This window comes from Mesorhizobium sp. M0590 (assembly GCF_040320905.1).
In the GTDB taxonomy this organism is placed as follows: domain Bacteria; phylum Pseudomonadota; class Alphaproteobacteria; order Rhizobiales; family Rhizobiaceae; genus Mesorhizobium.
Window position 1 is genome coordinate 1 of record NZ_JAMYQN010000010.1, and the last position, 26,642, is coordinate 26,642.

A 26,642-nucleotide genomic window follows, 5' to 3' on the forward strand; every position below is an offset into this window, starting at 1 on the left:
TCGCCATGGAAGAGAAGCTGCGCTTCGCCATCCGTGAAGGCGGCCGCACCGTCGGTGCCGGCATCGTCGTCACCATCAAAGAGTAATTTGGATTTAAACCGATCTGTCGCGGGCGCTGCCCGCGCCGCGCCAGAACAAGGAAGTGACGCATGAACGGACAGAATATCCGCATCCGCCTGAAGGCGTTTGATCACCGGGTGCTCGACGCCTCGACACGGGAAATCGTGTCGACCGCCAAGCGCACCGGCGCCAACGTCCGCGGCCCCATTCCGCTGCCGACGCGGATCGAAAAGTTCACGGTCAACCGGTCGCCTCACGTCGACAAGAAGAGCCGCGAGCAGTTCGAGATGCGCACGCACAAGCGTCTGCTCGACATCGTCGACCCGACCCCGCAGACGGTCGATGCTTTGATGAAGCTCGACCTGGCCGCCGGTGTCGACGTCGAGATCAAGCTCTAAGGAACCAGAGGTCAGCGGGGCGACCCGGAACTCTGAAGGAACAAGAGGCGTGGAGGGGCGACAGCCCCGACAGGGAACTCTAAAGGAATTGAACCGATGCGTTCAGGTGTGATTGCAAAGAAGGTGGGAATGACCCGCATCTACAACGATGCCGGGGAACATGTTCCCGTCACTGTTCTCCAGATGGAGAACTGCCAGGTCGTGGCGCAGCGCACGCAGGAGAAGAACGGCTATACCGCCGTCCAGCTCGGCGTTGGCCTTGCCAAGGTGAAGAACACGTCGAAGGCGATGCGCGGCCATTTCGCGACCGCTTCCGTCGAGCCCAAGGCCAAGGTTGCCGAGTTCCGCGTCTCCGCCGACAACATGATCGATGTTGGCGCCGAGATCACCGTCGAGCACTTCGTCGTCGGCCAGAAGGTCGATGTGACGGGGACCACGATCGGCAAGGGCTTCCAGGGCGTCATCAAGCGGCACCACATGGGTGGCGGCCGCGCGACGCACGGCAACTCGGTGTCGCACCGTACACACGGCTCGACCGGCCAGCGCCAGGATCCGGGCAAGGTGTTCAAGGGCAAGCATATGGCCGGCCACATGGGTGACACCCGCGTCACCACGCAGAATGTCGAGGTCGTCTCGACCGATGCCGATCGCGGCCTGATCCTGATCCGCGGTGCGGTCCCGGGTTCGAAGGGTGCATGGATTCTGGTCCGCGACGCGGCCAAGGTGGCGCTTCCGGCCAATGCGCCGAAGCCAGCCGCGATCCGCGCCATTGCGACTGACGGTGCCGCCACGAACGAGGCCCCGGCCACAGAGGGAGCGGAATAATGGACCTCAAGATTACAACGCTTGGCGGCAAGGACGCCGGCAAGCTGAAGCTCTCCGAAGAGATTTTTGGCCTTGATCCGCGCGAGGACATCCTGCAGCGCGTCGTGCGCTGGCAGCTTGCCAAGAAACAGCAGGGCACCCACAAGGCCAAGGGTCGCGCGGAAATCGCCCGCACCGGCGCCAAGATGTACAAGCAGAAGGGTACCGGCCGCGCCCGTCACCATTCGGCTCGCGCTCCGCAGTTCCGCGGCGGCGGCAAGGCCCACGGCCCGGTCGTGCGCAGCCATGAGCACGATCTGCCGAAGAAGGTGCGCGCGCTCGGCCTCAAGCATGCGCTTTCGGCCAAGGCCAAGAGCGCGTCGATCATCATCATCGACGAGCTGAAGCTGACCGAGGCCAAGACCAAGGCACTGATCGCGAATTTCGCGACGCTGGGCCTGAGCAACGCCCTGGTGATCGGCGGCGCCGAGCTTGACAAGAATTTCAAGCTGGCGGCGACCAACATCCCGAACATCGACGTGCTGCCCATCCAGGGCATCAACGTCTACGACATTCTGCGCCGCGGCACGCTGGTCCTTTCCAAGGCCGCCGTCGAGGCTCTCGAGGAGCGCTTCAAATGACCGACCTTCGTCATTACGACGTGATCGTCTCGCCGGCGATCACCGAAAAGTCGACCATGGCTTCCGAGCAGAACCAGGTCGTCTTCAATGTCGCCAAGAAGGCGTCGAAGCCGGAAATCAAGGCCGCCGTCGAAGCGCTGTTCGGCGTCAAGGTGATGGCCGTGAACACGCTTGTCCGCAAGGGCAAGATCAAGCGCTTCCGCGGCACGATCGGCCGCCAGAGCGACGTCAAGAAGGCGGTTGTGACGCTGGCCGAAGGCCAGTCGATCGACGTCGCGACGGGTCTCTGAGCAAGGTCGCGAGGACAGAACAATGGCACTGAAAAAATTCAACCCGGTAACGCCGAGCACCCGTCAGCTGGTCATCGTCGACCGCTCGGGCCTCTACAAGGGCAAGCCCGTCAAGGGCCTGACCGAAGGCCTGACCAAGTCGGGCGGCCGCAACAATTACGGCCGCATCACGGCCCGCTTCATCGGCGGCGGTCACAAGCGCACCTACCGTATCATCGACTTCAAGCGCCGCAAGTTCGACGTCGTCGGCACGGTCGAGCGTATCGAGTACGATCCGAACCGCACCGCCTTCATCGCGCTGATCAAGTATGACGATGGCGAGTTGTCCTACATCATCGCCCCGCAGCGTCTGGCTCCCGGCGACAAGATCGTGGCCGGTGAATCGGTCGACGTGAAGCCGGGCAACGCGATGCCGCTGGCTTCGATGCCGGTCGGCACGATCGTCCACAATATCGAACTGAAGCCCGGCAAGGGCGCTCAGGTCGCCCGTTCGGCCGGCGGTTATGGCCAGCTCGTCGGCCGCGACCAGGGCATGGCGATCCTGCGCCTCAATTCGGGCGAGCAGCGTGTCGTCCACGGCTCCTGCATGGCCACTGTCGGCGCCGTGTCTAACCCGGACCACGGCAACATCAATGACGGCAAGGCAGGCCGCACCGTGTGGCGCGGCAAACGTCCGCACAATCGCGGCGTGACCATGAACCCGGTCGACCATCCACATGGCGGCGGCGAAGGCCGCACCTCGGGTGGCCGCCATCCGGTTTCGCCCTGGGGCAAGCCGACCAAGGGCAAGAAGACGCGGTCCAACAAGGCGACCGACAAGTTCATCCTGCGCTCGCGCCATCAGCGCAAGAGCTAAGAAGAGGTAACGCCAAGTGACTCGTTCGATTTGGAAAGGCCCCTTCATCGACGGCTACCTTCTGAAGAAGGTGGACAAGGTTCGTGAAGGTGGTCGCAATGAGGTGATCAAGATGTGGAGCCGCCGCTCCACCATCCTGCCGCAGTTCGTCGGCTTCACCTTCGGTGTCTACAACGGCCAGAAGCACGTTCCCGTCTCGGTGAACGAGGACATGGTCGGTCACAAGTTCGGTGAATTCGCTCCGACCCGGACCTATTACGGTCACGGCGCGGATAAGAAGGCGAAGAGGAAATAATCATGGGCAAGGCCAAAGCTCCGCGCAGGCTTGCTGACAACGAAGCGCGCGCCGTGTTGCGCACGATCCGTATCAGCCCGCAGAAGCTGAACCTCGTTGCCGCGCTGATCCGCGGCAAGAAGGTCGCGACAGCGCTTTCCGATCTCGAATTCTCGGCCAAGCGGATTTCCGGCACGGTCAAGAAGACGCTGGAATCGGCGATCGCCAACGCGGAAAACAACCACGACCTCGACGTCGATGCGCTGATCGTGGCGGAAGCCTATGTCGGCAAGTCGATCGTCATGAAGCGGTTCCATGCCCGTGGCCGTGGTCGCGCCAGCCGTATCGAGAAACCGTTCTCGCACCTCACGATCGTCGTTCGTGAAGTCGAAGAAAAAGGGGAGGCCGCATAATGGGCCAGAAAGTCAATCCGATCGGTCTGCGTCTCGGCATCAACCGCACCTGGGATTCGCGCTGGTTCGCGAACACCGGCGAGTACGGCAAGCTGCTGCACGAGGACATCAAGATCCGCAAATATCTTGAGAAGGAACTCAAGCAGGCTGCGATCTCGAAGGTCGTGATCGAGCGTCCGCACAAGAAGTGCCGCGTCACCATCCATGCGGCGCGTCCGGGCCTGATCATCGGCAAGAAGGGCGCCGACATCGAGAAGCTTCGCAAGAAGCTGATGGAGATGACCAAGTCCGAGACGCATCTGAACATCGTCGAAGTGCGCAAGCCGGAGATCGACGCGACCTTGGTCGCCCAGTCGATCGCACAGCAGCTCGAGCGCCGCATCGCGTTCCGCCGCGCCATGAAGCGTGCCGTGCAGTCGGCGATGCGCCTCGGTGCCGAAGGCATCCGCATCAACTGCGCCGGCCGTCTCGGCGGCGCCGAGATCGCGCGCATGGAATGGTATCGCGAAGGCCGCGTGCCGCTGCATACGCTGCGTGCCGACGTCGACTACGGCACGGCCGAGGCGAATACGGCCTACGGCATCTGCGGCGTCAAGGTCTGGGTGTTCAAGGGCGAAATCCTCGAGCACGACCCGATGGCTTCGGAGCGCCGCGCCACCGAGGGCGATCATGCGCATGGCGGTGGTGGTGAGCGCGAACGCGGTCGCCGTCGCGAAAACGCGTAAGACATTTAGGAATTTGGAGTTAGAACGATGCTGCAGCCAAAGCGCACAAAGTTCCGCAAGCAGTTCAAGGGCCGCATCCACGGTACCGCCAAGGGCGGCACCAACCTGGATTTCGGTGGTTTCGGGCTGAAGGCGCTTGAGCCGAACCGCGTCACCGCGCGTGAGATCGAGGCGGCCCGCCGCGCGATCACCCGCGAGATGAAGCGTGCCGGCCGCGTGTGGATCCGTATCTTCCCGGACGTGCCGGTGACGTCGAAGCCGACCGAAGTCCGTATGGGTAAGGGCAAGGGCGCGGTCGACTACTGGGCGGCACGCGTCAAGCCGGGCCGCATCATGTTCGAGATCGACGGCGTCAACGAGGAAACCGCCCGTGAGGCGCTGCGTCTCGGCGCGGCCAAGCTCTCGGTCAGGACGCGCTTCGTACAGCGCATCGCAGAATAAGGACGGGCTGATCATGAAAGCCGAAGACATCCGGACCAAGACCCAGGACCAGCTGACCGACGACCTGGCCAGCCTGAAGAAGGAGCAGTTCAACCTGCGCTTCCAGAAGGCCACCGGCCAGCTTGAGAAGACCGCGCGCGTGAGGCAGGTCCGCAAGGACATTGCGCGTATCAAGACCATCGCTGCGGAAAAGTCCGCGGCCAAGAAGGCTTAAGGACGAAAACCATGCCAAAGCGCATTCTGCAGGGCACCGTCGTCAGCGACAAGAACGAGAAGACGGTTGTCGTCAAGGTCGAACGGCGCTTCACGCATCCCGTGATGAAGAAGACCGTGCGCATGACCAAGAAGTACAAGGCGCACGACGAGAACAACGCCCACAAGGTCGGCGATCAGGTGTTCATCCAGGAATCGAAGCCGATTTCCAAGGACAAGCGCTGGGTCGTGGTGTCTTCGGACCAGGCCTGATCAGGGCTAACGAAACGAATTTTGGACAGACCGGGGAGGGGTGAGAAACCCGTCCCGTTAGAAAAGAAGAAGGCGGCCAGTCATGATTCAGATGCAAACAAACCTCGACGTCGCGGATAATTCCGGCGCCCGTCGTGTCATGTGCATCAAGGTGCTGGGCGGCTCGAAGCGGAAATACGCTTCCGTGGGCGACATCATCGTGGTGTCGATCAAGGAAGCCATCCCGCGCGGCCGCGTCAAGAAGGGCGATGTGATGAAGGCGGTCGTGGTTCGCACGGCCAAGGACATCCGCCGCCCGGACGGCAGCGTGATCCGTTTCGACAAGAACGCAGCCGTTCTCGTCGACAACAAGAAAGAGCCGATCGGCACGCGTATCTTCGGACCGGTTCCGCGCGAACTCCGCGCCAAGAACCACATGAAGATCATCTCGCTCGCGCCTGAAGTGCTGTAAGGAGCCGGACCAATGCAAAAGATTAGAAAAGGCGACAAGGTCGTCGTGCTGGCCGGCAAGGACAAGGGCCGTTCGGGCGAAGTCCTTTCGGTACAGCCGAAGGATGACACCGCGCTGGTGCGCGGCGTCAACCTGATCCGTCGTCACCAGAAGCAGTCCCAGTCCCAAGAGGGCGGGATCATCACCAAGGAAGCGCCGATCCAGCTGTCGAACATCGCGCTCGCCGACCCCAAGGATGGCAAACCGACCCGCGTCGGCTTCATCTTCCAGAAGGACGGCAAGAAGGTGCGCGTCGCCAAGCGCTCGGGAGAAGTCATCAATGGCTAAGGCTCAAACCAAGCAGGCAACTGCCCAGAACACGCCGCGCCTCAAGCAGGTCTACAACGAGACCATCCGCAAGGCGCTGCAGGAGCAGTTCGGCTACGAGAACGAGATGCAGGTTCCGCGCATCGACAAGATCGTGCTGAACATGGGCGTCGGCGAGGCGACTGGCGATTCGAAGAAGCCTTCGATCGCGGCGGAAGACCTTGCGATGATCGCCGGCCAGAAGGCCGTTGTCACCCGCGCCCGCAACTCGATCGCCGGCTTCAAGGTCCGCGAGAAGATGCCGATCGGTGCCAAGGTCACGCTGCGCAAGGAACGCATGTACGAGTTCCTCGACCGCCTCGTGAACATCGCACTGCCGCGCGTCCGCGACTTTCGCGGACTTAATCCGAAGAGCTTCGATGGCCGTGGCAACTATGCCATGGGCATCAAGGAACACATCGTGTTTCCGGAGATCAACTACGACAAGGTTGATCAGATCTGGGGCATGGACGTCATCGTTTGTACGACTGCGAAGACGGACGACGAAGCCAGGGCATTGCTCAAGGCCTTCAACTTCCCCTTCCGCCAGTAACGGCAGCGAGAAAAGGAAAAATCTGAAATGGCAAAGACCAGCTCAGTCGAGAAGAACAACAGGCGCCGCAAGCTTGCGGACCAGTTCGCTGCCAAGCGCAAGGTGCTCAAGGCGATCATCATGGATCAGTCCAAGCCGATGGAAGAGCGCTTCCGCGCCCAGCTGAAGCTTTCGGCGCTGCCGCGCAACTCGGCCAAGACCCGCATCCGCAACCGCTGCGAAGTCACCGGACGTCCGCGTGCCTATTATCGCAAGCTCAAAGTATCGCGTATCGCGCTTCGTGATCTCGGCAATAACGGCCAGATCCCGGGCCTGGTCAAGTCGAGCTGGTAAGGAGGACATAACATGTCATTGAGCGATCCTCTGGGCGATATGCTGACCCGCATCCGCAACGCGTATGGCCGCAAGAAGTCGAGCGTTTCGACGCCGGCCTCGCGCTTGCGTACCCGCGTCCTCGACGTGCTGAAGGCGGAAGGCTATATCCGCGACTACAGCCAGACCGACTTCGACAACGGCAAGTCCGAAATCGAGATCGAGCTGAAGTATTTCGATGGTGCGCCGGTGGTGCGCGAAATCGCTCGGGTCTCGAAGCCCGGCCGCCGCGTCTACGTTTCGGCCAAGTCGATACCGCACGTCGCCAACGGCCTCGGCATCGCCATCCTTTCGACGCCGAAGGGCGTGATGGCCGACCACGAAGCGCGTGAACAGAATGTCGGCGGGGAAATCCTCTGCCAGATCTTCTGATCTGGTATGTGACCCGGTTGGAAACAGGTTTTCGGGATCTAGTCCCGAAAGCCGAGACCTGAAACAAGAGAAGTGACGAGGACAACAAAATGTCTCGTATTGGAAAGAAACCCGTTTCGCTGCCGCAGGGCGTGACCGCGACCGTCAACGGCCAGACCGTGACGGCGAAGGGTCCGAAGGGCGAGCTGAAGTTCGTGGTGAACGACGAAGTGCTGGTCAAGATGGAAGGCAGCGAGATCGCTGTCCAGCCGCGCGACCAGACCAAGACTGCCCGTTCCAAGTGGGGCATGTCACGCACGCAGATCGTCAACATCCTGCAGGGCGTCAAGGACGGCTTCGAAAAGAAGCTCGAGATCACCGGCGTCGGCTATCGTGCCGCCATGCAAGGCAAGAACCTGCAGCTGGCGCTCGGCTTCAGCCATGACGTCGTCTACGAGACGCCGCAGGGCGTGACGATTTCGGTGCCGAAGCCGACGGAAATCACGGTGACCGGCATCGACAAGCAGCAGGTCGGCCAGGTCGCCGCCGAGATCCGCGAGTATCGCAGCCCCGAGCCCTACAAGGGCAAGGGCGTTCGCTATGCTGGCGAGAAGATCGTCCGCAAGGAAGGCAAGAAGAAGTAATTTTAACGCCGCGGGGAGCGGTCGCGGGAGGCTCGTCCTACCGCATATGGTTGCCCCCGTTTTTTGAAGGCAAGGAACTGATATGATGGGCTCGAAAGAATCCACCCAACGCCGCGCCCAGCGCGTCCGCCGCCAGATCAAGAAGGTTGCCGGCGATCGTCCGCGCTTGTCGGTCCATCGCACGTCGAAGAACATCTATGTCCAGGTGATCGACGACGCCAAGGGCCACACCATCGCGGCTGCTTCGACGCTCGAGAAGGAGCTCAAGGGCTCGCTCAAGACCGGCGCCGACACCGCGGCTGCAGCTGCCATCGGCAAGCTGATCGCCGAACGCGCCTCCAAGGCCGGCGTCAAGGAAGTCGTCTTCGACCGCGGCGCCTATATCTACCACGGCCGCGTCAAGGCGCTGGCCGAGGCTGCCCGTGAAGGTGGTCTGAGCTTCTAGAGCATGATCCCGAACCGAAGGTCAGCGCAGCAAAAAGTTGCAGACTTTTCGGATAAGATTATGCGAAGGAAAAAAGAGTTTTCGCCCCCGGCGACCCGCAGAGGTGCCGGATATCATCATCAACCGTGCTTCCGGAAAAAAACAAGGAACAGGATATGGCACAGGAACGTAGGGATGGCGGCCGCGGCCGTGATCGCGAAGAGCGCGACGACGGTATGGTCGACAAGCTCGTCCACATCAACCGTGTCGCCAAAGTCGTCAAGGGCGGCCGGCGCTTCGGCTTTGCGGCACTTGTCGTCGTCGGCGACCAGAAGGGCCGCGTCGGCTTCGGCCACGGCAAGGCGCGCGAAGTGCCGGAGGCGATCCGCAAGGCGACAGAATCGGCCAAGCGCGACATGATCTTCGTGCCGCTGCGCTCAGGCCGCACGCTGCACCACGACGTCGAGGGACGCTGGGGCGCGGGACGCGTTCTGCTGCGCGCCGCCAAGCAAGGTACCGGCATCATCGCCGGCGGCCCGATGCGCGCCGTTTTCGAGACGCTCGGCATGCATGACGTGGTCGCCAAGTCGATGGGTTCTTCGAACCCCTACAACATGGTTCGCGCCACTTTCGACGCGCTGAAGAGCCAGATGCATCCGAAGGATGTGGCTGCCGCGCGCGGCATCAAGTATTCGACCCTTCAGGCCCGCCGCGGCACCGCCGTTGCGGCTGAAGAATAGTCGATGCTGACCAGGGATCTGACCATGGCCAAGAAAGCAACCAAGACCATCACCGTCGAGCAGATCGGTTCGCCGATCCGCCGGCCGAAGGAGCAGCGCGCAACGCTGGTCGGCCTCGGCCTCAACAAGATGCACAAGCAGCGCACGCTGGAGGATACGCCCTCGGTGCGCGGCATGATCGCTGCCGTCCAGCATCTCGTCCGCGTCGTGGACGAGGGCTGAACCAGAGCGCAGGAGAACCCAGATGAAACTCAACGATCTGCGTGACAAGGACGGCGCGACGCACTCCAAGAAGCGTCTCGGCCGTGGCATCGGTTCCGGTTCGGGCAAGACCGCCGGTCGCGGCGTCAAGGGCCAGAAGGCGCGCTCCGGCGTCGCCGTCAACGGCTTCGAGGGTGGCCAGATGCCGCTCTACCGCCGCCTGCCGAAGCGCGGTTTCAACAATATCTTCGCCAAGAGCTTCACCGTCGTGTCGCTGGCCCGCATCCAGGCCGCGCTCGATGCCAAAAAGCTCGATGCTAAGACAGTTGTAACGGCCGAGGCGCTGGTTGCGGCCGGCGTCATCCGTCGCGTCAAGGACGGCGTGCGCATCCTCTCGGACGGCGACATCAAGGCCAAGCTTGCCTTCGACGTTGCCGGTGCTTCCAAGGCCGCGATCGAGAAGATCGAAAAGGCCGGCGGCTCGGTGAAGTTGCCTGAGCAGGCAGCCGCCGAGTAACGGCAATTTGAAGCACGGTCGGCAAAGGTGGAATTCGGTTTTGCCTGCGGTCGTGCTTTGATCCGACAGATGTGGCGGCCGCATCAACGCGGCCGCTTGCATGTTTGCAGTCCGGAGCTTATCTCGTGAGCTTCGGTGACACGCGCCGCCTGAGCTGCGGGCATCGAGCGTGACCAAGCGGAGAATCAGGCATGGCTTCGGCTGCTGAACAACTAGCCTCGAATCTGAATTTTTCGGCCTTCGCCAAAGCCGAGGATCTGAAGAAGCGCATCTGGTTCACCATCGGCGCGCTGCTCGTCTACCGTCTTGGCACCTATATTCCGCTGCCCGGCATCAATCCCGACGCTTTCGCCCAGGCCTTCTCGTCGCAGAGCAAGGGCGTGCTCGGCATGTTCAACATGTTCGCCGGCGGCGCCGTGCAGCGCATGGCGATCTTTGCCCTCGGCATCATGCCCTATATCTCGGCCTCCATCATCATGCAGCTGATGACCTCGGTCATTCCGTCGCTGGAAGCGCTGAAGAAGGAAGGCGAGCAGGGCCGCAAGATCATCAACCAGTACACGCGCTACGGCACCGTGCTTCTGGCGCTGGTTCAGGCGTACGGCATTTCGGTCGGGCTTGAGGGCGGCAACGGCATCGTCAACGATCCCGGCATGTTCTTCCGCATCTCTACCGTCGTCACGCTGGTCGGCGGCACCATGTTCCTGATGTGGCTTGGCGAGCAGATCACTGCTCGCGGCATCGGCAACGGCATTTCGCTGATCATCTTCTCCGGCATCGTCGCCGGCCTGCCGCGCGCCATCTCCGGCACGCTGGAGCTTGGCCGCACCGGCGCCTTGTCGACCGGCCTGATCCTGGCGATCATCGTGCTGGCCATCATCGTCATCGCGCTGATCGTCTTCTTCGAGCGCGCCCAGCGCCGCCTGCTGATCCAGTATCCCAAGCGCCAGGTCGGCAATCGCATGTTCCAGGGCGATACCTCGCATCTGCCGCTGAAGCTTAACACCTCCGGCGTCATTCCGCCGATCTTCGCCTCGTCGCTGCTGCTGCTTCCGGCAACGGTTGCCGGCTTCTCGCAGACCACCAATATGCCTGCATGGGCCAGCACCATCCTGGCGGCGCTCGGCCACGGCCAGCCGCTCTATATGGCCTTCTACGCGGCGATGATCGTGTTCTTCGCCTTCTTCTATACGGCGATCGTCTTCAATCCGAAGGACACCGCCGACCAGCTCAAGAAGCATTCGGGCTTCATCCCGGGCTATCGTCCGGGCGAGCGCACTGCGGACTATATTGACTATGTGCTCACCCGCATCACCGTCGTCGGCGCCATTTATCTGGTGCTGGTGTGTCTGCTGCCCGAGTTCCTGATTTCAGCGACTGGCGTACCGTTCTACCTTGGTGGCACTTCGCTCCTGATCGTGGTCAGTGTAACGCTCGATACGGTGGCGCAGATTCAGGGTCACCTGATCGCGCACCAGTATGAGGGCCTGATCAAGAAGTCGAAGCTGCGCGGGGGGAAAAAGGCCAGATGAGGTTGATATTGCTTGGACCGCCGGGGGCGGGCAAGGGGACACAAGCACTAAGACTGGTAGATCGACACGGCATCCCACAGCTTTCCACGGGGGACATGCTGCGTGCTGCTGTCCAGGCTGGCACCGAAGTCGGCAAGCGCGCCAAGGCGGTGATGGACGCTGGCGAACTGGTGTCCGACGCTATCGTCAACGCCATCGTGGCCGAGCGCATCGATCAAGCTGATTGCGCAAACGGCTTCATCCTTGACGGGTACCCGCGAACCCTGGTGCAAGCGGACGCCGTTGAGGAAATGCTGTCGGATCGCGGACTGGAGCTCGATGCTGTCATCGAATTTGTCGTCGATGACAAGGCGCTGGTTGGCCGAATCGTCAAGCGCGCCGAAGACGCCAAGGCCGCAGGCCTGCCGGTGCGCAAGGACGACAGCCCAGCGGTGTTCGAGGAACGCTTGAGGGAATATTACAAGAAAACCTCGCCGCTGATCGGCTACTACTACGCCAAGGGCAAGCTCAGGGGCGTCGATGGCATGGCCGACATCGATGCGGTGACGCAGCAGATCGAGGCGGTGCTCAGGGCGACGACCCGGAAAGTTGGCCAGGCGGCCGGCTAGAGAATCGAACGATTGCGCTTGACTGGAGCGGTCCGCTGGGGTATGGCGGCCCGTCTTCCTATCAGGCATGAGGCTTGCTTGTCCGCAAGGGCAAGGCAGGCCGCTTTGAACTGGAAACTCCCGCAAGGGCCGGCCTCCACCGGACGCGGGGCAACTTGAAGCGCCGGCTCGTCCGGCCTATATGGAGAAGAGAAGAACATGGCTCGTATAGCCGGCGTCAATATTCCGACCAACAAGCGCGTCGTCATCGCGCTTCAATACATTCACGGCATTGGCAAGAAGTTCGCCCAGGAGATCGTCGACAAGGTCGGCATCCCGGCCGAGCGTCGCGTCAACCAGCTGACCGACGCGGAAGTGCTGCAGATCCGCGAGACCATCGACCGCGACTATCAGGTCGAGGGCGATCTGCGCCGCGAAGTGTCGATGAACATCAAGCGACTCATGGACCTCGGCTGCTACCGCGGCCTGCGTCACCGCCGCTCGCTACCGGTTCGTGGTCAGCGCACGCATACCAATGCGCGCACCCGCAAGGGCCCGGCTAAGTCGATTGCCGGAAAGAAGAAGTAATTTAGGGCAGTAAGGGAGTAGGGCAGTAAGGCAATAGGAACGGCAGACATACTGCCCTACTGCCATATTCCCCTACTGCCTTCTCCCTGGTGGAGCCGCTGGCATTACGGCGGTGTAGAGATCAACTGAAAGGACCATCATGGCCAAGGAAGCCGCTCGTGTTCGCCGTCGCGAACGCAAGAACATCTCGTCGGGCGTTGCCCACGTCAATTCGACCTTCAACAACACGATGATCACCATCACCGACGCGCAGGGTAACTCGATTGCCTGGTCGTCGGCCGGAGCCCAGGGCTTCAAGGGATCGCGCAAGTCGACCCCGTTCGCTGCCCAGATGGCCGCAGAAGATGTTGCCAAGAAGGCCCAGGAACACGGCATGCGCATGCTCGAGGTCGAGGTCTGTGGACCCGGCTCCGGTCGTGAATCGGCGCTGCGCGCGCTGCAGGCTGCCGGCTTCACCATCACCTCGATCCGTGATGTGACGCCGATCCCGCACAATGGCTGCCGCCCGCGCAAGAAGCGCCGCGTCTAAAGAATTTACCGAACGCCGCGCGAGCGCCTCAAGGGCGCTCCTCCACGGCATTCCAGGTCGCCCGCCACGATTGGATGGTGGCGGGACAACGGAAGGAAAGCACTATGATCCAGAAAAATTGGCAAGAACTGATCAAGCCGAACAAGATCGAGTTCTCGTCGAAGAAGAAGACGCTGACCACGCTGGTCGCCGAGCCGCTCGAGCGCGGCTTCGGCCTCACCCTCGGCAACGCGCTGCGCCGCGTGCTTCTGTCTTCGCTGCGTGGCGCGGCTGTAACCGCCGTGCAGATCGACGGCGTTCTGCATGAATTCTCGTCCATCGCCGGCGTCCGCGAGGACGTGACCGACATCGTTTTGAACATCAAGGAAATCGCCATCCGCATGGAAGGCGACGGCCCCAAGCGCATGGTCGTCCGCAAGCAGGGACCGGGCGCGGTTCTCGCCGGCGACATCCAGACGGTCGGCGACGTCGAGATCCTCAATCCCGACCACGTCATCTGCACGCTGGACGAAGGCGCTGAAATCCGCATGGAATTCACCGTCGATACCGGCAAGGGCTATGTGCCGGCCGACCGTAACCGCGCCGAGGACGCGCCGATCGGGCTGATCCCCGTCGACAGCCTGTATTCGCCGGTCAAGAAGGTCTCCTACAAGGTCGAGAACACCCGCGAGGGCCAGGTTCTCGACTATGACAAGCTGACCATGACCATCGAGACCGACGGTTCGATTTCGGGCGAGGACGCGGTGGCCTTCGCCGCTCGCATCCTGCAGGACCAGCTCGGCCTGTTCGTCAATTTCGACGAGCCGCAGAAGGAAGTCGCCGCCGAACAGGTTACCGAGCTTGCCTTCAACCCGGCGCTGCTCAAGAAGGTCGACGAGCTCGAGCTTTCGGTGCGTTCGGCCAACTGCCTGAAGAACGACAACATCGTCTATATCGGCGACCTGATCCAGAAGACCGAAGCCGAGATGCTGCGCACCCCGAACTTCGGCCGCAAGTCGCTGAACGAGATCAAGGAAGTCCTGGCGGCGATGGGCCTGCATCTCGGCATGGAAGTGCCGGACTGGCCGCCGGAAAACATCGAAGACCTCGCCAAGCGTTACGAAGACCAATATTGAGCATGATCTCGAACCGAAGGTCAGCGCAGCAAAAAGTTGCAGACTTTTCGGACAAGATCATGCGGCTAACCAACTGGGGCTCAGGCCTCTTGAAACCGCAATGAAGGAGAAGAGCCATGCGCCACGGATTTAAAGGCCGCCGGTTCGCCCGCAGCATAAGCCATCGCAAGTCGATGTTTGCCAACCTTGCCGTGTCGCTTATCGAGCACGAGCAGATCCTCACCACGCTGCCGAAGGCGAAGGATTTGCGTCCGATCGTCGAGAAGTTGGTGACGCTCGGCAAGCGCGGCGACCTGCACGCCCGCCGCCAGGTTATTGCCCAGATCGGCAATGAAGGCGTCGTCAAGCGCCTGTTCGATACCATCGCGCCACGTTATGCCACCCGCAACGGCGGCTATCTGCGCATCATGAAGGCCGGCTTCCGCCACGGTGATAACGCGGCAATGGCGGTCATCGAGTTCGTCGACCGCGACACCTCGGCCAAGGGCGCCGGCGACCGTGCCCGCATCGAGGCCGAAGGCACCGAAGAGGAAGCTGCAGCCGCATAAGGCTCGGTTTTTCGCGAGAAGTTCAAAAGGGGCCTCCGGGCCCTTTTTCTGTTTCCGAAGGTACCGGGCAGGGCTGGTAGGGGTTTTGTCACCGGTTTTTGCGGCGACTACCCAAAATAATCGGATTTCAGCGGCTTAGCCTTTCATTTTGCACAATCGTCAGGACAATGGCGCCCGACTTGGAGGATTCGGAATGCGCGTTAAACGGCTGTCCATTGTTCTGATCTGCGCCTTGATGGCGTTGGCCGTCGTGCCGGCGGCCAGGCACGCGCTGGCGGAGGAGGCCAAGCCAGATCCCGGTCTGTCCGACGTGCTAACCGATCTGCTGCATGGCGTCGAAGGCGAAAACGCCACTTCAGGCCCCGACAAGCGCGTGCCGTTCGGCCGCGAGGAGGTGCAGCTGTCCTTCGCGCCGCTGGTCAAGCAGACGGCGCCGGCCGTGGTCAATGTCTACGCCTCGCAGACCGCCAAGGTGACGTCGCCCTTCGACGGCGATCCGTTCTTCGAGGAGTTCTTCGGCCGCTCGCAGCCGCGCGCGCAGTCCTCGCTCGGTTCGGGGGTGCTGGTCGATCCGACCGGCGTCGTGGTCACCAATTTCCACGTCGTCAAGGACGCCGACCAGGTCAAGGTCGCGACTGCCGATGGGCGCGAATTCGACAGCAAGGTACTGCTTAAGGACGAGACGCTCGATCTCGCCGTGCTCAAGATTTCTTCCGACAAGCCGTTTCCGGTGATCGCCATCGGCGATTCCGACGCGCTCGAGGTCGGCGACCTGGTGCTGGCGATCGGCAATCCGTTCGGTGTCGGCCAGACCACCACCAGCGGCATTATTTCGGCGGTGGCGCGCAGCCATATCGGCGTCTCCGATTCCAGCTTCTTCATCCAGACCGACGCCGCCATCAACCCCGGCAATTCCGGTGGCGCGCTGGTCAACATGGGAGGGCAGCTGATCGGCATCAACACGGCGATCTATAGCCGTAGCGGCGGCTCGATCGGCATCGGCTTTGCCATCCCTTCGAACATGGTTCGCGCCTTCGCCGACGCGGCCAAGGCCGGGCTCGACTTCTTCGAGCGGCCGTATGCCGGTGCCGAGTTCGAGGCGGTGACGCCGCAGATTGCCGAATCGCTCGGCATCGACAAACCGACCGGTGCGCTGGTTTCTTCGGTCGAAGAGGCGGGACCCGCCGCCAAGGCAGGGCTCAAGCCGGGCGACGTAGTGCTGTCGCTCAACGGCAAGCCGGTCGAGAGCGTCGGGGCGCTGGACTACCGGATGGCGACGCTGTCGATTGGTACGAATGCCAGCTTCGGCGTTCTGAGCAAGGGTCAGCAGGCGACGATGGACATCGCGCTGGAACGGCCGCCTGAGGGCGCCAAAGCTGCGGAACTCATATTGCGCGGCCGCAGCCCGTTTTCCGGTGCCAAGGTTGCTGAACTGTCGCCACGGCTTGCCCAACGGCTCGGTCTGCGCACGGATGTCAAAGGCGTCACCGTGGTCGACATCAACCGCGATTCGCCTGCTGCCGATTTTGGCTTCCAGCCAGGCGACATCGTGCGTGAGGTCAATGGCCTGACGATCGACAAGGCGGCGACCTTGGAACAGGTAGCCCAGCAGGATACGCGCTGGTGGCGCTTTACCGTCGAGCGCGGCGGGCAGATACTACGCCAGGTGTTGCGTTACTGAGCCCGAACGTCAGCATGATCGGGCTCCAGGCAGAAGAAGTTGCATGGCCGATCTGTTCAGTGTCGATGAACCGGAAAAGACGCCGCCCGGCAGGCCGCTGGCGGACCGTCTGCGTCCGAAGAACCTCGGCGAGGTCGTCGGCCAGGAGCATCTGACCGGATCCGACGGCGCGCTGACGCGGCTGATCGGCTCCGGCTCGCTCGGCTCGATGATTTTCTGGGGCCCGCCCGGCACCGGCAAGACCACGGTCGCACGGCTGCTTGCCGGCGAGACAAGCCTCGCCTTCGAACAGATCTCGGCGGTGTTTTCCGGCGTTGCCGACCTGAAGAAAGTGTTCGAGGCAGCGAAGCTGCGCCGCTCCAACGGCCGCCAGACACTGCTGTTCGTCGACGAGATCCATCGCTTCAACCGCGCCCAGCAGGACAGTTTTCTGCCCGTGATGGAAGACGGCACCGTCGTGCTGGTCGGCGCCACCACCGAGAACCCGTCCTTCGAGCTTAACGCCGCGCTGTTGTCGCGCGCGCGTGTGCTGGTCTTCCACTCGCTCGGCGAGGACAGCATCGCCAAGCTGCTGGCGCGGGCCGAGGAGGCAGAGGGCAGGGCGCTGCCGCTCGATGACGAGGCACGGGCGATGCTCATCCGCATGAGCGATGGCGACGGCCGCGCGGCGCTGACGCTCGCCGAAGAGGTCTGGCGCGCAGCGAAATCAAAGGAGGTGTTCGGCGCCGAAGCCCTGCAGCGCATCGTCCAGCGCCGCGCGCCGATCTACGACAAGGGACAGGACGGCCACTACAATTTGATCTCCGCCTTGCACAAATCGGTGCGCGGCTCCGACCCCGACGCGGCACTCTACTATCTCGCCCGCATGTTCGACGCCGGCGAAGATCCGCTTTATCTCGGGCGCCGGTTGGTGCGCATGGCGATGGAGGATATCGGGCTGGCCGACCCGCAGGCGCTCGTCGTCGCTAACGCCGCCAAGGACGCCTATGACTATCTGGGCTCGCCCGAGGGCGAACTGGCCTTCGCCGAGGCGACCGTCTATCTCGCCACCGCGCCGAAATCCAATGCAGTCTATACCGCGTTCAAGGCCGCCACACAGGCAGCGAAGGAATTCGGTTCGCTGCTGCCGCCCAAGCACATTCTCAATGCGCCGACCAAGCTGATGAAACAGGAAGATTACGGCGCCGGCTACCGCTACGACCACGACGAACCCGACGCTTTTTCCGGCCAGGACTATTTTCCGGAGAAGATGGGAAGGCAGACATTCTACGACCCGCCCGAGCGCGGCTTCGAGCGCGATATCAGGAAGCGGCTGGATTATTGGGCGAAGCTGCGCAGCGAGCGGGAAAAGTAGCTGCCAGTCGCACACTGGTGTGATCGCCGTTGTCTGGCGGGATAAAAAACCCTATCAAGATGCGCCTCCGGCCGGCGGACAGGCCAGAAACGTACCGACGATATTCAGAACGGAATCGCGCCTGGCGCGTGGAAAAATGACAAAAAAAACTCGCAAGACCCTTCGAAAGTTCGCCATGGCGATCCCGCTGCTGGCGCTCGGCTTCTATTTCATTCCCATCCTGACGACAATTTTCATTGTCCTCGGCCTGGTCGACGTGTTGCGCAATGACAACAAGAACTGGGCGCTGTTCAGTGGTTATTTTCTCGGCAACGGCATCTTCACCTGGCTGCTTTCGCCCTTCAATCTGCTGGTCGATCTGCTGTGCTACAGAAACCGCGGTGTCTGGAAACTGGACCAGTTTCCTCCGGACTATCAGCGTGAGGTCAACGAGGTTCTGGACGTCTTCAAGGCGCGCAAGGACGAGATCATCGCCGATATCGACGCCAATTTCGGCAGCGGCCGGCGCGGCATGTATGTCTACCAGTGGTACGGCAAGCACAAGATCGACAACGTCGCCGAATTCAACAAGGATTTCAAATATATCAAGACCATCGCCGTGTCGGTGTTCAGGGGCAAGGAATCGACCTCCTGGCATTTCGGACCGCTGCGGCTCAGCCTGCGCATTCTCTACAATCTTCTCCCGGTGAAGGCCGAGGTTTTCGTCGAGTGCAACAACGCCAGGAACTACTGGCACGACAATCCGCTCTATATTTTCGACGACACGCTGCTGCACCGCTCGGTCAACGAATATGATGGGCGCCGCTACTGCGTGTTCATGGACATCATCCGGCCATCGCCATTCCCGGGCCTAATCGCCGCTCTTCTCGCCATCGTTTCGGTCAGCGTCGAGCGCATCAATGCCATGTTCTACAAGAACTGGAAGATGATCGGCTCCAGCAAGCCGAAGAAGGCCGGAGCCGCCTGACACCGTGGTGTGACCGGCGCGAGGAAGCACGATGTATCATCTGTTGCTTGTCTGCCTTGGTGGCGCGATCGGTGCAATGGCCCGCTTCTTCCTGTCCGGCTTCGTCGCCCGCCGGGTCGGCGAGACCTTTCCCTGGGGCACTATGGCCGTCAACGTCTCGGGAGCGTTTGCAATCGGTGTCGTTGCGCATGCGGTGGCGCGCGACGGCATGCCCGCCATCTGGGCCTTTACCGTTACCGGCGGCCTCGGCTGCTACACCACGGTTTCTTCCTTCAGCCTGCAGACGCTGGCGCTGGCGCGCGAGGGCGAATGGCGGCGCGCCGGCGGAAATGTGCTGCTTTCGGTTTTTCTGAGCCTCGGCGGCGTGACGCTGGGCTTTGCTGCGGGAAGTCTTCTGATTGGCGGCGGGGCGCCGTGAGCGGCCTGCGGAAGCTCCGCCACGACGGGACGGACACTGCGGCAGGGCATGCGGCGCGCCTCATTGGCCGTCGCAGAACCAACGAAACGGTTCGGCTCTATGCGACCGTAGCCGCAGGCAGCATGATCGGCGGTGTGTTGCGGGCGCTTGCCTCATCGACGAGCACTGCCCTGTGGGGCGCTGGATTTCCCTTCGGCACGCTCCTCGTCAACATTGTTGGCTCGTTCCTCATCGGCTTCTACGCGACATTGACGGGACCGGATGGTCGCGTCTTCGCCGGTCCGCTGCAACGTCAATTCTTCATGGCCGGCTTCTGCGGCGGCCTGACGACCTTCTCCGCTTTCAGCCTTGAAACACTCACCCTCGCGCAAGGCGGGAGGCTTGTGGCGGCGGGACTCAATATCGCGATCTCCGTGGTGGCCTGGCTTGCCGCCGTCTGGCTTGGCCACATCTTTGCAGTTCGGCTCAACCGGCTGAGAGGGTCCAGGCAATGAAGATACCAACCCAGGCACAATTGCTGCGCATATTTATCGGCGAAAACGACAAGGCAGATGGCCGTCCGCTGTATGAGGTTATCGTGCTGAGGGCCCGCGAAATGCAGATAGCCGGCGCGACCGTCCTGCGCGGCGCGATGGGGTTCGGCCATTCCAGCCGGCTTCACACCACGAAGATCCTCCGCCTGTCGGAGGATCTGCCACTCGTCATCGAGATCGTCGATGACGAGGAAAAATTGGCCGCTTTCCTGCCCGTGCTTGAAACAATCATGACAAGTGGTTTGATTACGCTGGAGAAAGTTCAGGTTCTGCAATATGGAACCGACAACGAATAACCGAGTGAGATTGCGGGTACCGGCGAATGCCGTTGCATGCCTGCAAAACGGCGATTGGAATCATGGCAGGCGTTGAACAGATCACAGTGGACGCCGGCGAGGCGGGCATGCGGCTCGACCGCTGGTTCAAGAGCCATTTCCCCGGTCTCGGTTTCGGTCATCTGCAGAAGCTGCTGCGTTCCGGCCAGATCCGCGTCGACGGCGGCAGGGTGAAGGCCGATACCCGCGTCGAAGCCGGCCAGACGGTCCGAGTGCCGCCGCTCGAAGTCGACAAGAAAGGTGAAAGCCCGCTCACCGGTCATTCGATCCGCAACCAGGGCGACGCCGACGTTTTGGCAAAGATGCTGATCCATGAGGACCCGAAGGTCTTCGTCTTCAACAAGCCGGCCGGCCTGGCGGTCCAGGGCGGCTCTGGCGTCACCCGCAATGTCGACGACATGCTGGAAGCCTGGCGCAACCAGAAGGGCGAGAAGCCGCGTCTGGTGCACCGGCTCGACCGCGACACGTCGGGTGTGCTGGTTGTCGCCCGTACAAGGCTCGCCGCCATGAGGCTCGCCGAAGCGTTCCGGGCGCGTGAGACGAAGAAAACCTACTGGGCGCTGGTCAAGGGCGTGCCGCCGAAGCGCGAGGACAAGATCTCGACCTGGCTGATCAAGGAACCGACGGCCGACGGCGATCGTGTGCGCATCGCCAAGCACGGCGAAAAGGGCGCCGATCACGCCGTGTCCTATTACCGCATCGTCGAGCAGGCGGCGCAGACCCTGTCCTGGCTGGAAATGGAACCCTATACCGGGCGCACCCACCAGCTTCGCGTCCATGCCGCCCATATCGGTTGCCCGATCATCGGCGACCCCAAATATTTCGAGGCCGACACCAATTGGGATTTTCCAGGCGGCATGCAGAACCGGCTGCATCTGCACGCGCGCCGCATCGTTATCCCGCATCCCGACAAGGGCTTTGTCGACGTCACCGCACCGATGCCGCCGCATATGCGCCAGAGCTGGAACCTGCTCGGTTTCGATGACGCGAGCGCGGAGGACTAGCGGCGGTGGGCGTCGCCACAGATACGCTCGACCGCCGTGACGCGGTCGATCTGGCGGCCGCCGTCATCATGGTCGGGCTGACCTTTTCGTGGGGCCTGAACTACGTTGCCGCCAAGATCTCCTATGCTGGCTACGACCCTGTTTTCCTGTCCATCGCCCGCTCGGTCATCGGCGGCCTGTGTGTTTTCGGCTGGTGCCGCTGGCGCGGCATTGCGCTGTTCACGCCCGACAAGACCGTCGTCGCCGGCATCCTGGCAGGCGCGCTTTTCGGTCTCGAGTTCCTGTTTCTCTATGTCGGGCTCGAGCACACCACTGTCGTGCGCAACACTTTGCTGGTCAACACCATGCCGTTCTGGATGCTGGTCGGCGGTCATTTCCTGCTGGGCGAAAGCATCACGGCGCGCAAGCTCATTGGTCTGCTGCTCGCTTTCGCCGGACTGATCGCGGTGTTTTCCGATAAACTGAGCGCCAATGGCGGCGCAACATTGGGCGGCGATTTGCTCAGTCTCGGTGCCGGCATTCTGTGGGCCGTGACCAATATCGTCATCAAGCGGTCGAAGCTGGTGACGGCCAGCGCCGAAAAGCTGCTGCTCTATCAGCTGGCCGGGGCCGCTGTCGTCGGCATTTTGGTGATGCCCTTTGCCGGGCCGCCCGTCCGCAGCTTTATCCTTCTGCCGACCTTGGCGCTGCTGTTCCAGGCCGTCTACGTTGTCGCGTTCACCTATGTGCTGTGGTTCTGGCTGCTGCGGCGCTACCCTGCATCTGGACTGTCGAGCTTCACCTTCCTGTCGCCGGTCTTCGGCGTGCTCTGCGGCGCCGTGTTCTTGAACGAGCCGCTGACCGTTCGTATCTTCCTGGCACTCGGCCTCATCGCCGCCGGTCTTATCATCGTCAACCGGCCGGCCCGAAAACAAAGTCCCGGATGAGCATGCGCGATATATTGAACGACCTCGAAGCTGGAAAGCAGCTCTCTGATCCAGACCCGGTGCGTCGCGCCCAGATCCAGATGAAGACGCCGCTGCCGAAGCGCTTCTACAAGACCGTCGCGGTAGCACCGGTCGAAGACGGTTTTGCCGTCCATCTCGATGGCAAGCCCGTCCGCACGCCGGCCAAGGCGCTGCTGGCGCTGCCGACCGAAAAGGCGGCTGCTCTCGTCGCCGAGGAATTCGCCGCACAGGAGGAGACCATCGACCCGGTGACGATGCCGGTGATGCGTCTGGTCAATACGGCAATCGATGGCGTCGCCAGTGATCCCCAGGCCGTGCTGGAGGACATCCTGCGCTTTGCCTCGTCCGATCTGCTCTGCTACCGCGCCGATGCGCCCCAAGGACTCGTCGACCGGCAGAACGAGCATTGGGATCCGGTCATCGACTGGGTGCGCAGCGCGCTCGGCGCCCGGTTCCATCTTGCCGAAGGCGTGATCCATGTCGAACAGCCGCGCGAGAGTATCGCGCTGCTTGGCCAGCATCTTGCCCAACGTGCCGATCCGCTGCGCCTTGCCGCCATCCACGTCATGACGTCGCTGACCGGATCGGCGCTGCTGGCGCTGGCCGTCGATGTCGGCGAGCTAGACGGCGAGGCGGCCTGGGCTGCCGGCCATGTCGACGAGGACTGGCAGGCCGAGCAATGGGGCCATGATGCCGAGGCGCTCGCGCGCCGCGCGGCCCGCAAGCGCGACATGATGGCGGCAGTCGGACTGCTCGACGCTCTCAAAGGCTGACGGCACTACCTGCGATTTCGCACTGCACATTAGACCAAAGTCATAATCCCAAAGGCGGTCTGCCTCTGGGCACTGCTTTCTGTCATTTTTTGCACTGATGGCTGCACTGAGTCTGCGTTGCGAGGAAACGCGGACGATGAAGTGCCGCATCGAGGACTGGCAGAATCACACGGGAGGATACGCTCATGGCAATGGCATCGACCGCCGGCAAAACAAGCCGCGGCATGACGCGCGAGGAGAAGAAGGTCATCTTTGCTTCCTCGCTCGGCACCATTTTCGAATGGTACGATTTCTATCTCTACGGTGCATTGGCGGCCGCGATCGGCACCGCATTCTTCAACTCCTATCCGGAAACAACGAGAAATATCTTCGTGCTTCTGGCGTTTGCCGCAGGCTTCATCGTTCGCCCGCTTGGTGCCCTGGTGTTCGGCCGCATCGGCGATCTCGTCGGCCGCAAGTACACATTTCTTGTCACCATCATGATCATGGGTCTGTCGACCTTCCTCGTCGGCGTGCTTCCCGGCTCCGCCAGTTGGGGCATTGCCGCGCCGATCATGCTGATTGCGCTCCGTCTGCTCCAGGGTCTGGCGCTTGGCGGCGAATATGGCGGCGCCGCGACCTACGTCGCCGAGCACGCTCCAGATGACCGCCGTGGCTTCTACACCTCATGGATCCAGACCACCGCAACGCTCGGCCTGTTCCTGTCGCTGATCGTGATTCTGATTGTGCAGAATTCCCTCAGCAAGGAAGATTTCACAGCTTGGGGCTGGCGCATTCCGTTCCTGGTTTCCGCGGTCCTGCTCGCCATCTCGGTCTGGATTCGCCTGTCACTTGCCGAGTCTCCGACCTTCCAGCGTATGAAGGCAGAGGGCAAAGGCTCCAAGGCACCCCTGTCCGAAGCCTTCGGCCAGTGGAAAAACGCCAAGATCGCATTGCTGGCGCTGCTTGGCCTTACCGCTGGCCAGGCCGTGGTCTGGTACAACGGCCAGTTCTACGCGCTGTTCTTCCTGCAGAACGTGCTCAAGGTCGATCCGCAGTCGGTCAATATCATGATCGCGATCGCGCTGGCGCTTGGCACCATCTTCTTCGTCGTATTCGGCTGGCTCTCCGACAAGATCGGCCGCAAACCGATCATCATGGCGGGTTTGGCGCTGGCGATCGTCACCACCTTTCCACTGTTCAAGGCACTGACCCGCGCCGCTAATCCCACTCTAGCTACCGCGCAGGAAAATGTTCGAGCAACCGTCACCGCCGCACCGGGCGACTGCAGTTTCCAATTCAATCTTACCGGAACATGGAAATTCACCAGCTCGTGCGATGTTGCCACGGCATTCCTTGCGAAGAGTTCCGTGCCATACGATGTGGTCACGACAGCCGCGCCCGGAACTGCTGCAACGGTCAAGATCGGCAACGAAACGGCTGAAGCCTATGACGCGGTCGCGGCTGGCGACCAGTTGAAGGCCAAGGACACAGCCTTCGGCAAGGCAATCAATATCGCCTTACAGGATGGAGGTTATCCTCTAAAGCGTGCGGCATCGAAAGTGGCCGACCAGAAGCTCGACGCTTTTGTGGCTGCCAATCCCGAGCTTAAACTCGATGCCACCGCGATTCGTGCCGGCGAAAAAACGACCGTCCCGACAGACAAGGCAGTCGCTGACAAGATCCTGACCAAGGAAGAAGCGGCTGGCGCAACCGAGGTGACAGTCTACAACATTCCCGCGTCCGGCGCTTTTGCCATGTTCGCGGATCCGGCACAGATCAACTGGCCGCTGACCATCGGCATCCTGTTCATCCTGGTTCTGTACGTGACCATGGTTTACGGGCCGATCGCTGCGATCCTGGTCGAGATGTTCCCGACCCGCATCCGCTACACCGGCATGTCGCTGCCTTATCATATTGGCAATGGCTGGTTTGGCGGTTTACTGCCGGTGACCGTCTTCGCGCTGAGCGCGGCTAAGGGCAACATCTATTACGGCCTCTGGTATCCGGTCGCCGTTGCAGCGATGTCGCTGATCATTGGCATGATCTTCGTCAGGGATACCCTCGGAACAGACCTGCACACCAAGCAGTAGCCGACCTGTCCCGGCTCAAGCAAAGCCCGGCGCGAGCGATCGCGCCGGGCTTTGCCAATTTATCAAATACGCGGACGGAGAAGCCTAGCTCTTCCGATCCTGTTTCGCTTCCTCGATCGCTGCCTCATGATACCAGGCACTTCCGAAATCCGTGCGGTTGCGCAAAGAAGCAAGTTCTGCCGCGAACTTAGCCTTTCCGCTTAAATTTGAGGCAGACACGCGCGCTGCCACCGGGAACATCAGGATTTTGGCCGACTGACGAGTGGAAGTGATTTCCATTGTCGGTTTCCTTTCTTCGACAGAACCTAGCCGATTCAACCTTTCCCCAAGATAGGTTCAGCAATCGAATTAGGCAATATGATTATAAAAAGATCACTAGTTGCACATTATTTATGCAAACTATGCTTGTGAGTGATCCCAGCGCACCTTGCAGCGGCCCGGCAATTTTGCGCCGATGCGACCTCACTTTGCCGCACCCGTCGCCGGCGAGAATGGCACACGAATTGCTTTTTGATAATCCGGCAGGTCGGCTGCTGGATAGGCCGGCCTGCTCCGGCGCCATCCAGGGTTCGGTGATCAAGCAACGAGAGGCTAGAATGACGAAATACAAGCTCGAGTACATTTGGCTCGATGGATACACCCCGGTTCCCAATCTTCGCGGAAAGACGCAGATCAAGGACTATGCCGAGTTTCCGACGCTCGACCAGCTTCCGCTGTGGGGCTTCGACGGTTCTTCGACCATGCAGGCCGAGGGCCACAGCTCCGATTGCGTTCTGAAGCCGGTCGCCGTCTACCCGGATCCGGCCCGCACCAATGGCGCGCTCGTTATGTGCGAGGTCATGATGCCCGATGGCGTGACGCCGCATGCCTCCAATAAGCGCGCCACCATCCTCGACGACGAGGGCGCCTGGTTCGGCTTCGAGCAGGAGTATTTCTTCTACAAGGACGGCCGCCCGCTCGGCTTCCCCGAGAGCGGCTATCCGGCGCCGCAAGGCCCGTACTATACCGGCGTCGGCTACAGCAATGTCGGCTCAGTCGCCAGGCAGATCGTCGAGGAGCATCTCGACCTTTGCCTTGCCGCCGGCATCAACCATGAAGGCATCAACGCCGAGGTGGCCAAAGGCCAGTGGGAATTCCAGATCTTCGGCAAGGGCTCCAAGAAGGCCGCCGACCAGATGTGGATGGCGCGCTATTTGTTGCAGCGCCTGACCGAGAAGTACGGCATCGATATCGAATATCACTGCAAGCCGCTCGGCGACACCGATTGGAACGGCTCCGGCATGCATGCCAACTTCTCGACCGCCTATATGCGCGAAGTCGGCGGCAAGGGCTATTTCGAGGCGCTGATGGCAGCCTTCGACAAAAACCTGATGGATCACATCGCCGTCTATGGGCCGGACAACGACAAGCGTTTGACCGGCAAGCACGAGACCGCGCCCTGGAACAGGTTCAGCTACGGCATCGCCGACCGCGGCGCCTCGATCCGCGTGCCGCATTCCTTTATCAATAACGGCTACAAGGGCTATCTCGAGGATCGCCGCCCGAACTCGCAGGGTGACCCCTACCAGATCGCCTCGCAGATATTGAAGACGATCGCCTCCGTCCCTACCAGCGCCGAAGTGTCGGCCGCGGCTTGAGCATTCGTCCCGGCGTAGACCTCAGGTCTGCGCCGTGACTTTCTCTCTGATCGCATC

Annotated in this window: 40 protein-coding genes; 39 read left to right on the forward strand and 1 reads right to left on the reverse strand. The window is 61.7% G+C overall.

The genetic code is table 11. From position 1 onward, the window contains the following. The 38 genes from NKI52_RS17610 to NKI52_RS17795 all read left to right on the forward strand — a co-directional run. The coding region (locus NKI52_RS17610) for an EF-Tu C-terminal domain-related protein (RefSeq protein ID WP_455749504.1) at positions 1-86 on the forward strand (86 nt) is incomplete at its 5' end. A 63-nt stretch (positions 87-149) separates the two neighbouring features. Then, positions 150-458, forward strand: a complete 309-nt coding sequence (gene rpsJ, locus NKI52_RS17615) for a 30S ribosomal protein S10 (RefSeq protein ID WP_006205468.1) — start codon at positions 150-152, stop codon at positions 456-458. A 96-nt stretch (positions 459-554) separates the two neighbouring features. Then, entirely contained in the window at positions 555-1,283 is a 729-nt protein-coding gene (gene rplC / locus NKI52_RS17620; protein WP_352684842.1) for a 50S ribosomal protein L3, read from the forward strand. Continuing rightward, positions 1,283-1,903, forward strand: a complete 621-nt coding sequence (rplD, locus tag NKI52_RS17625) for a 50S ribosomal protein L4 (protein WP_023675140.1) — start codon at positions 1,283-1,285, stop codon at positions 1,901-1,903. The genes rplC and rplD overlap by 1 nt, the downstream gene beginning before the upstream one ends. Further along, the gene (locus NKI52_RS17630) at positions 1,900-2,193 is read left to right on the forward strand and encodes a 50S ribosomal protein L23 (protein ID WP_023675139.1); all 294 of its coding nucleotides are present in this window, start codon (positions 1,900-1,902) and stop codon (positions 2,191-2,193) included. The genes rplD and NKI52_RS17630 overlap by 4 nt, the downstream gene beginning before the upstream one ends. A 22-nt stretch (positions 2,194-2,215) precedes the next feature. After that, positions 2,216-3,049: a 50S ribosomal protein L2 gene (gene rplB, locus NKI52_RS17635; protein WP_023675138.1), complete on the forward strand. Its 834-nt coding sequence runs from the start codon at positions 2,216-2,218 to the stop codon at positions 3,047-3,049. A gap of 16 nt (positions 3,050-3,065) precedes the next feature. Beyond that, on the forward strand, positions 3,066-3,344 hold the full coding sequence (gene rpsS / locus NKI52_RS17640; protein WP_006205463.1) for a 30S ribosomal protein S19: 279 nt from the start codon (positions 3,066-3,068) through the stop codon (positions 3,342-3,344). Positions 3,345-3,346: 2 nt separating this feature from the next. Continuing rightward, complete coding sequence (gene rplV, locus NKI52_RS17645) at positions 3,347-3,736, forward strand: 50S ribosomal protein L22 (RefSeq protein WP_006205462.1); 390 nt, start codon at positions 3,347-3,349, stop codon at positions 3,734-3,736. Beyond that, on the forward strand, positions 3,736-4,461 hold the full coding sequence (rpsC, locus tag NKI52_RS17650; protein WP_023675137.1) for a 30S ribosomal protein S3: 726 nt from the start codon (positions 3,736-3,738) through the stop codon (positions 4,459-4,461). Before rplV ends, rpsC begins: the two co-directional genes overlap by 1 nt. Before the next feature lie 27 nt (positions 4,462-4,488). Beyond that, on the forward strand, positions 4,489-4,902 hold the full coding sequence (gene rplP / locus NKI52_RS17655) for a 50S ribosomal protein L16 (RefSeq protein ID WP_006205460.1): 414 nt from the start codon (positions 4,489-4,491) through the stop codon (positions 4,900-4,902). A gap of 13 nt (positions 4,903-4,915) precedes the next feature. Further along, on the forward strand, positions 4,916-5,116 hold the full coding sequence (gene rpmC / locus NKI52_RS17660; RefSeq protein WP_006205459.1) for a 50S ribosomal protein L29: 201 nt from the start codon (positions 4,916-4,918) through the stop codon (positions 5,114-5,116). A gap of 11 nt (positions 5,117-5,127) precedes the next feature. Next, a complete protein-coding gene (gene rpsQ / locus NKI52_RS17665) occupies positions 5,128-5,367 on the forward strand; it encodes a 30S ribosomal protein S17 (RefSeq protein WP_023675136.1) in 240 nt (79 codons plus the stop codon). A gap of 82 nt (positions 5,368-5,449) precedes the next feature. Then, a complete protein-coding gene (gene rplN, locus NKI52_RS17670; protein ID WP_006205457.1) occupies positions 5,450-5,818 on the forward strand; it encodes a 50S ribosomal protein L14 in 369 nt (122 codons plus the stop codon). A 12-nt stretch (positions 5,819-5,830) separates the two neighbouring features. Further along, the gene (rplX, locus tag NKI52_RS17675) at positions 5,831-6,145 is read left to right on the forward strand and encodes a 50S ribosomal protein L24 (protein ID WP_254817150.1); all 315 of its coding nucleotides are present in this window, start codon (positions 5,831-5,833) and stop codon (positions 6,143-6,145) included. After that, entirely contained in the window at positions 6,138-6,716 is a 579-nt protein-coding gene (rplE, locus tag NKI52_RS17680; RefSeq protein WP_008875670.1) for a 50S ribosomal protein L5, read from the forward strand. Before rplX ends, rplE begins: the two co-directional genes overlap by 8 nt. A 27-nt stretch (positions 6,717-6,743) precedes the next feature. Beyond that, entirely contained in the window at positions 6,744-7,049 is a 306-nt protein-coding gene (gene rpsN, locus NKI52_RS17685; RefSeq protein WP_023675134.1) for a 30S ribosomal protein S14, read from the forward strand. A gap of 12 nt (positions 7,050-7,061) precedes the next feature. Then, a complete protein-coding gene (gene rpsH / locus NKI52_RS17690) occupies positions 7,062-7,460 on the forward strand; it encodes a 30S ribosomal protein S8 (RefSeq protein ID WP_006205453.1) in 399 nt (132 codons plus the stop codon). Between the two features lie 89 nt (positions 7,461-7,549). Further along, entirely contained in the window at positions 7,550-8,083 is a 534-nt protein-coding gene (gene rplF, locus NKI52_RS17695; RefSeq protein WP_023675133.1) for a 50S ribosomal protein L6, read from the forward strand. Positions 8,084-8,168: 85 nt separating this feature from the next. After that, complete coding sequence (gene rplR / locus NKI52_RS17700; RefSeq protein WP_023675132.1) at positions 8,169-8,528, forward strand: 50S ribosomal protein L18; 360 nt, start codon at positions 8,169-8,171, stop codon at positions 8,526-8,528. Positions 8,529-8,683: 155 nt separating this feature from the next. Then, positions 8,684-9,247, forward strand: coding sequence for a 30S ribosomal protein S5 (gene rpsE, locus NKI52_RS17705; RefSeq protein ID WP_006333394.1), 564 nt, complete (start codon positions 8,684-8,686; stop codon positions 9,245-9,247). 24 nt (positions 9,248-9,271) lie between these two features. After that, positions 9,272-9,469, forward strand: coding sequence for a 50S ribosomal protein L30 (gene rpmD, locus NKI52_RS17710; protein WP_006205449.1), 198 nt, complete (start codon positions 9,272-9,274; stop codon positions 9,467-9,469). A 22-nt stretch (positions 9,470-9,491) separates the two neighbouring features. Beyond that, positions 9,492-9,965 carry a 50S ribosomal protein L15 gene (rplO, locus tag NKI52_RS17715; protein WP_023675131.1) on the forward strand — a complete coding sequence of 158 codons (474 nt, stop codon included), beginning with the start codon at positions 9,492-9,494 and terminating at the stop codon, positions 9,963-9,965. A 191-nt stretch (positions 9,966-10,156) separates the two neighbouring features. Beyond that, positions 10,157-11,497 carry a preprotein translocase subunit SecY gene (secY, locus tag NKI52_RS17720; RefSeq protein ID WP_023675130.1) on the forward strand — a complete coding sequence of 447 codons (1,341 nt, stop codon included), beginning with the start codon at positions 10,157-10,159 and terminating at the stop codon, positions 11,495-11,497. Further along, positions 11,494-12,105 carry an adenylate kinase gene (locus tag NKI52_RS17725; protein WP_023675129.1) on the forward strand — a complete coding sequence of 204 codons (612 nt, stop codon included), beginning with the start codon at positions 11,494-11,496 and terminating at the stop codon, positions 12,103-12,105. The genes secY and NKI52_RS17725 overlap by 4 nt, the downstream gene beginning before the upstream one ends. 198 nt (positions 12,106-12,303) lie before the next feature. Then, positions 12,304-12,672 carry a 30S ribosomal protein S13 gene (gene rpsM / locus NKI52_RS17730; RefSeq protein WP_006205445.1) on the forward strand — a complete coding sequence of 123 codons (369 nt, stop codon included), beginning with the start codon at positions 12,304-12,306 and terminating at the stop codon, positions 12,670-12,672. Positions 12,673-12,811: 139 nt separating this feature from the next. Next, positions 12,812-13,201 (forward strand): 30S ribosomal protein S11, encoded by a 390-nt coding sequence (gene rpsK, locus NKI52_RS17735; protein WP_006205444.1) that lies wholly within the window; start codon positions 12,812-12,814, stop codon positions 13,199-13,201. Between the two features lie 104 nt (positions 13,202-13,305). After that, positions 13,306-14,316 carry a DNA-directed RNA polymerase subunit alpha gene (locus tag NKI52_RS17740; protein WP_023675128.1) on the forward strand — a complete coding sequence of 337 codons (1,011 nt, stop codon included), beginning with the start codon at positions 13,306-13,308 and terminating at the stop codon, positions 14,314-14,316. Positions 14,317-14,432: 116 nt separating this feature from the next. Continuing rightward, positions 14,433-14,864, forward strand: coding sequence for a 50S ribosomal protein L17 (gene rplQ, locus NKI52_RS17745; protein ID WP_023675127.1), 432 nt, complete (start codon positions 14,433-14,435; stop codon positions 14,862-14,864). Between the two features lie 193 nt (positions 14,865-15,057). Next, complete coding sequence (locus tag NKI52_RS17750; RefSeq protein ID WP_023675126.1) at positions 15,058-16,545, forward strand: DegQ family serine endoprotease; 1,488 nt, start codon at positions 15,058-15,060, stop codon at positions 16,543-16,545. A 43-nt stretch (positions 16,546-16,588) separates the two neighbouring features. Further along, positions 16,589-17,899, forward strand: coding sequence for a replication-associated recombination protein A (locus NKI52_RS17755; protein WP_352698802.1), 1,311 nt, complete (start codon positions 16,589-16,591; stop codon positions 17,897-17,899). A 136-nt stretch (positions 17,900-18,035) separates the two neighbouring features. Then, positions 18,036-18,866 (forward strand): aspartyl/asparaginyl beta-hydroxylase domain-containing protein, encoded by an 831-nt coding sequence (locus tag NKI52_RS17760; RefSeq protein ID WP_352698804.1) that lies wholly within the window; start codon positions 18,036-18,038, stop codon positions 18,864-18,866. A 31-nt stretch (positions 18,867-18,897) separates the two neighbouring features. Then, positions 18,898-19,284: a fluoride efflux transporter CrcB gene (gene crcB, locus NKI52_RS17765; RefSeq protein ID WP_352593858.1), complete on the forward strand. Its 387-nt coding sequence runs from the start codon at positions 18,898-18,900 to the stop codon at positions 19,282-19,284. Between the two features lie 122 nt (positions 19,285-19,406). Further along, entirely contained in the window at positions 19,407-19,778 is a 372-nt protein-coding gene (crcB, locus tag NKI52_RS17770; protein WP_245274632.1) for a fluoride efflux transporter CrcB, read from the forward strand. Continuing rightward, positions 19,775-20,113 (forward strand): DUF190 domain-containing protein, encoded by a 339-nt coding sequence (locus NKI52_RS17775; RefSeq protein ID WP_254817158.1) that lies wholly within the window; start codon positions 19,775-19,777, stop codon positions 20,111-20,113. The genes crcB (NKI52_RS17770) and NKI52_RS17775 overlap by 4 nt, the downstream gene beginning before the upstream one ends. A 62-nt stretch (positions 20,114-20,175) precedes the next feature. Further along, the gene (locus NKI52_RS17780; RefSeq protein ID WP_352698806.1) at positions 20,176-21,156 is read left to right on the forward strand and encodes an RluA family pseudouridine synthase; all 981 of its coding nucleotides are present in this window, start codon (positions 20,176-20,178) and stop codon (positions 21,154-21,156) included. Between the two features lie 68 nt (positions 21,157-21,224). Next, positions 21,225-22,082, forward strand: coding sequence for a DMT family transporter (locus tag NKI52_RS17785; protein ID WP_502897768.1), 858 nt, complete (start codon positions 21,225-21,227; stop codon positions 22,080-22,082). Between the two features lie 2 nt (positions 22,083-22,084). Beyond that, positions 22,085-22,876, forward strand: a complete 792-nt coding sequence (locus NKI52_RS17790; protein ID WP_352698810.1) for an ATP12 family chaperone protein — start codon at positions 22,085-22,087, stop codon at positions 22,874-22,876. A gap of 185 nt (positions 22,877-23,061) precedes the next feature. Further along, positions 23,062-24,948, forward strand: a complete 1,887-nt coding sequence (locus NKI52_RS17795) for an MFS transporter (RefSeq protein ID WP_352568580.1) — start codon at positions 23,062-23,064, stop codon at positions 24,946-24,948. An 84-nt stretch (positions 24,949-25,032) separates the two neighbouring features. Here the strand turns inward: NKI52_RS17795 and NKI52_RS17800 are convergent, their stop codons facing one another. After that, positions 25,033-25,227 (reverse strand): DUF2735 domain-containing protein, encoded by a 195-nt coding sequence (locus NKI52_RS17800; protein WP_352568581.1) that lies wholly within the window; start codon positions 25,225-25,227, stop codon positions 25,033-25,035. Positions 25,228-25,544: 317 nt separating this feature from the next. Between NKI52_RS17800 and NKI52_RS17805 the strand changes: the two genes are divergently transcribed. Beyond that, positions 25,545-26,585: a glutamine synthetase beta-grasp domain-containing protein gene (locus tag NKI52_RS17805; RefSeq protein ID WP_023675116.1), complete on the forward strand. Its 1,041-nt coding sequence runs from the start codon at positions 25,545-25,547 to the stop codon at positions 26,583-26,585. The last annotated feature ends 57 nt before the right edge of the window (positions 26,586-26,642 follow it).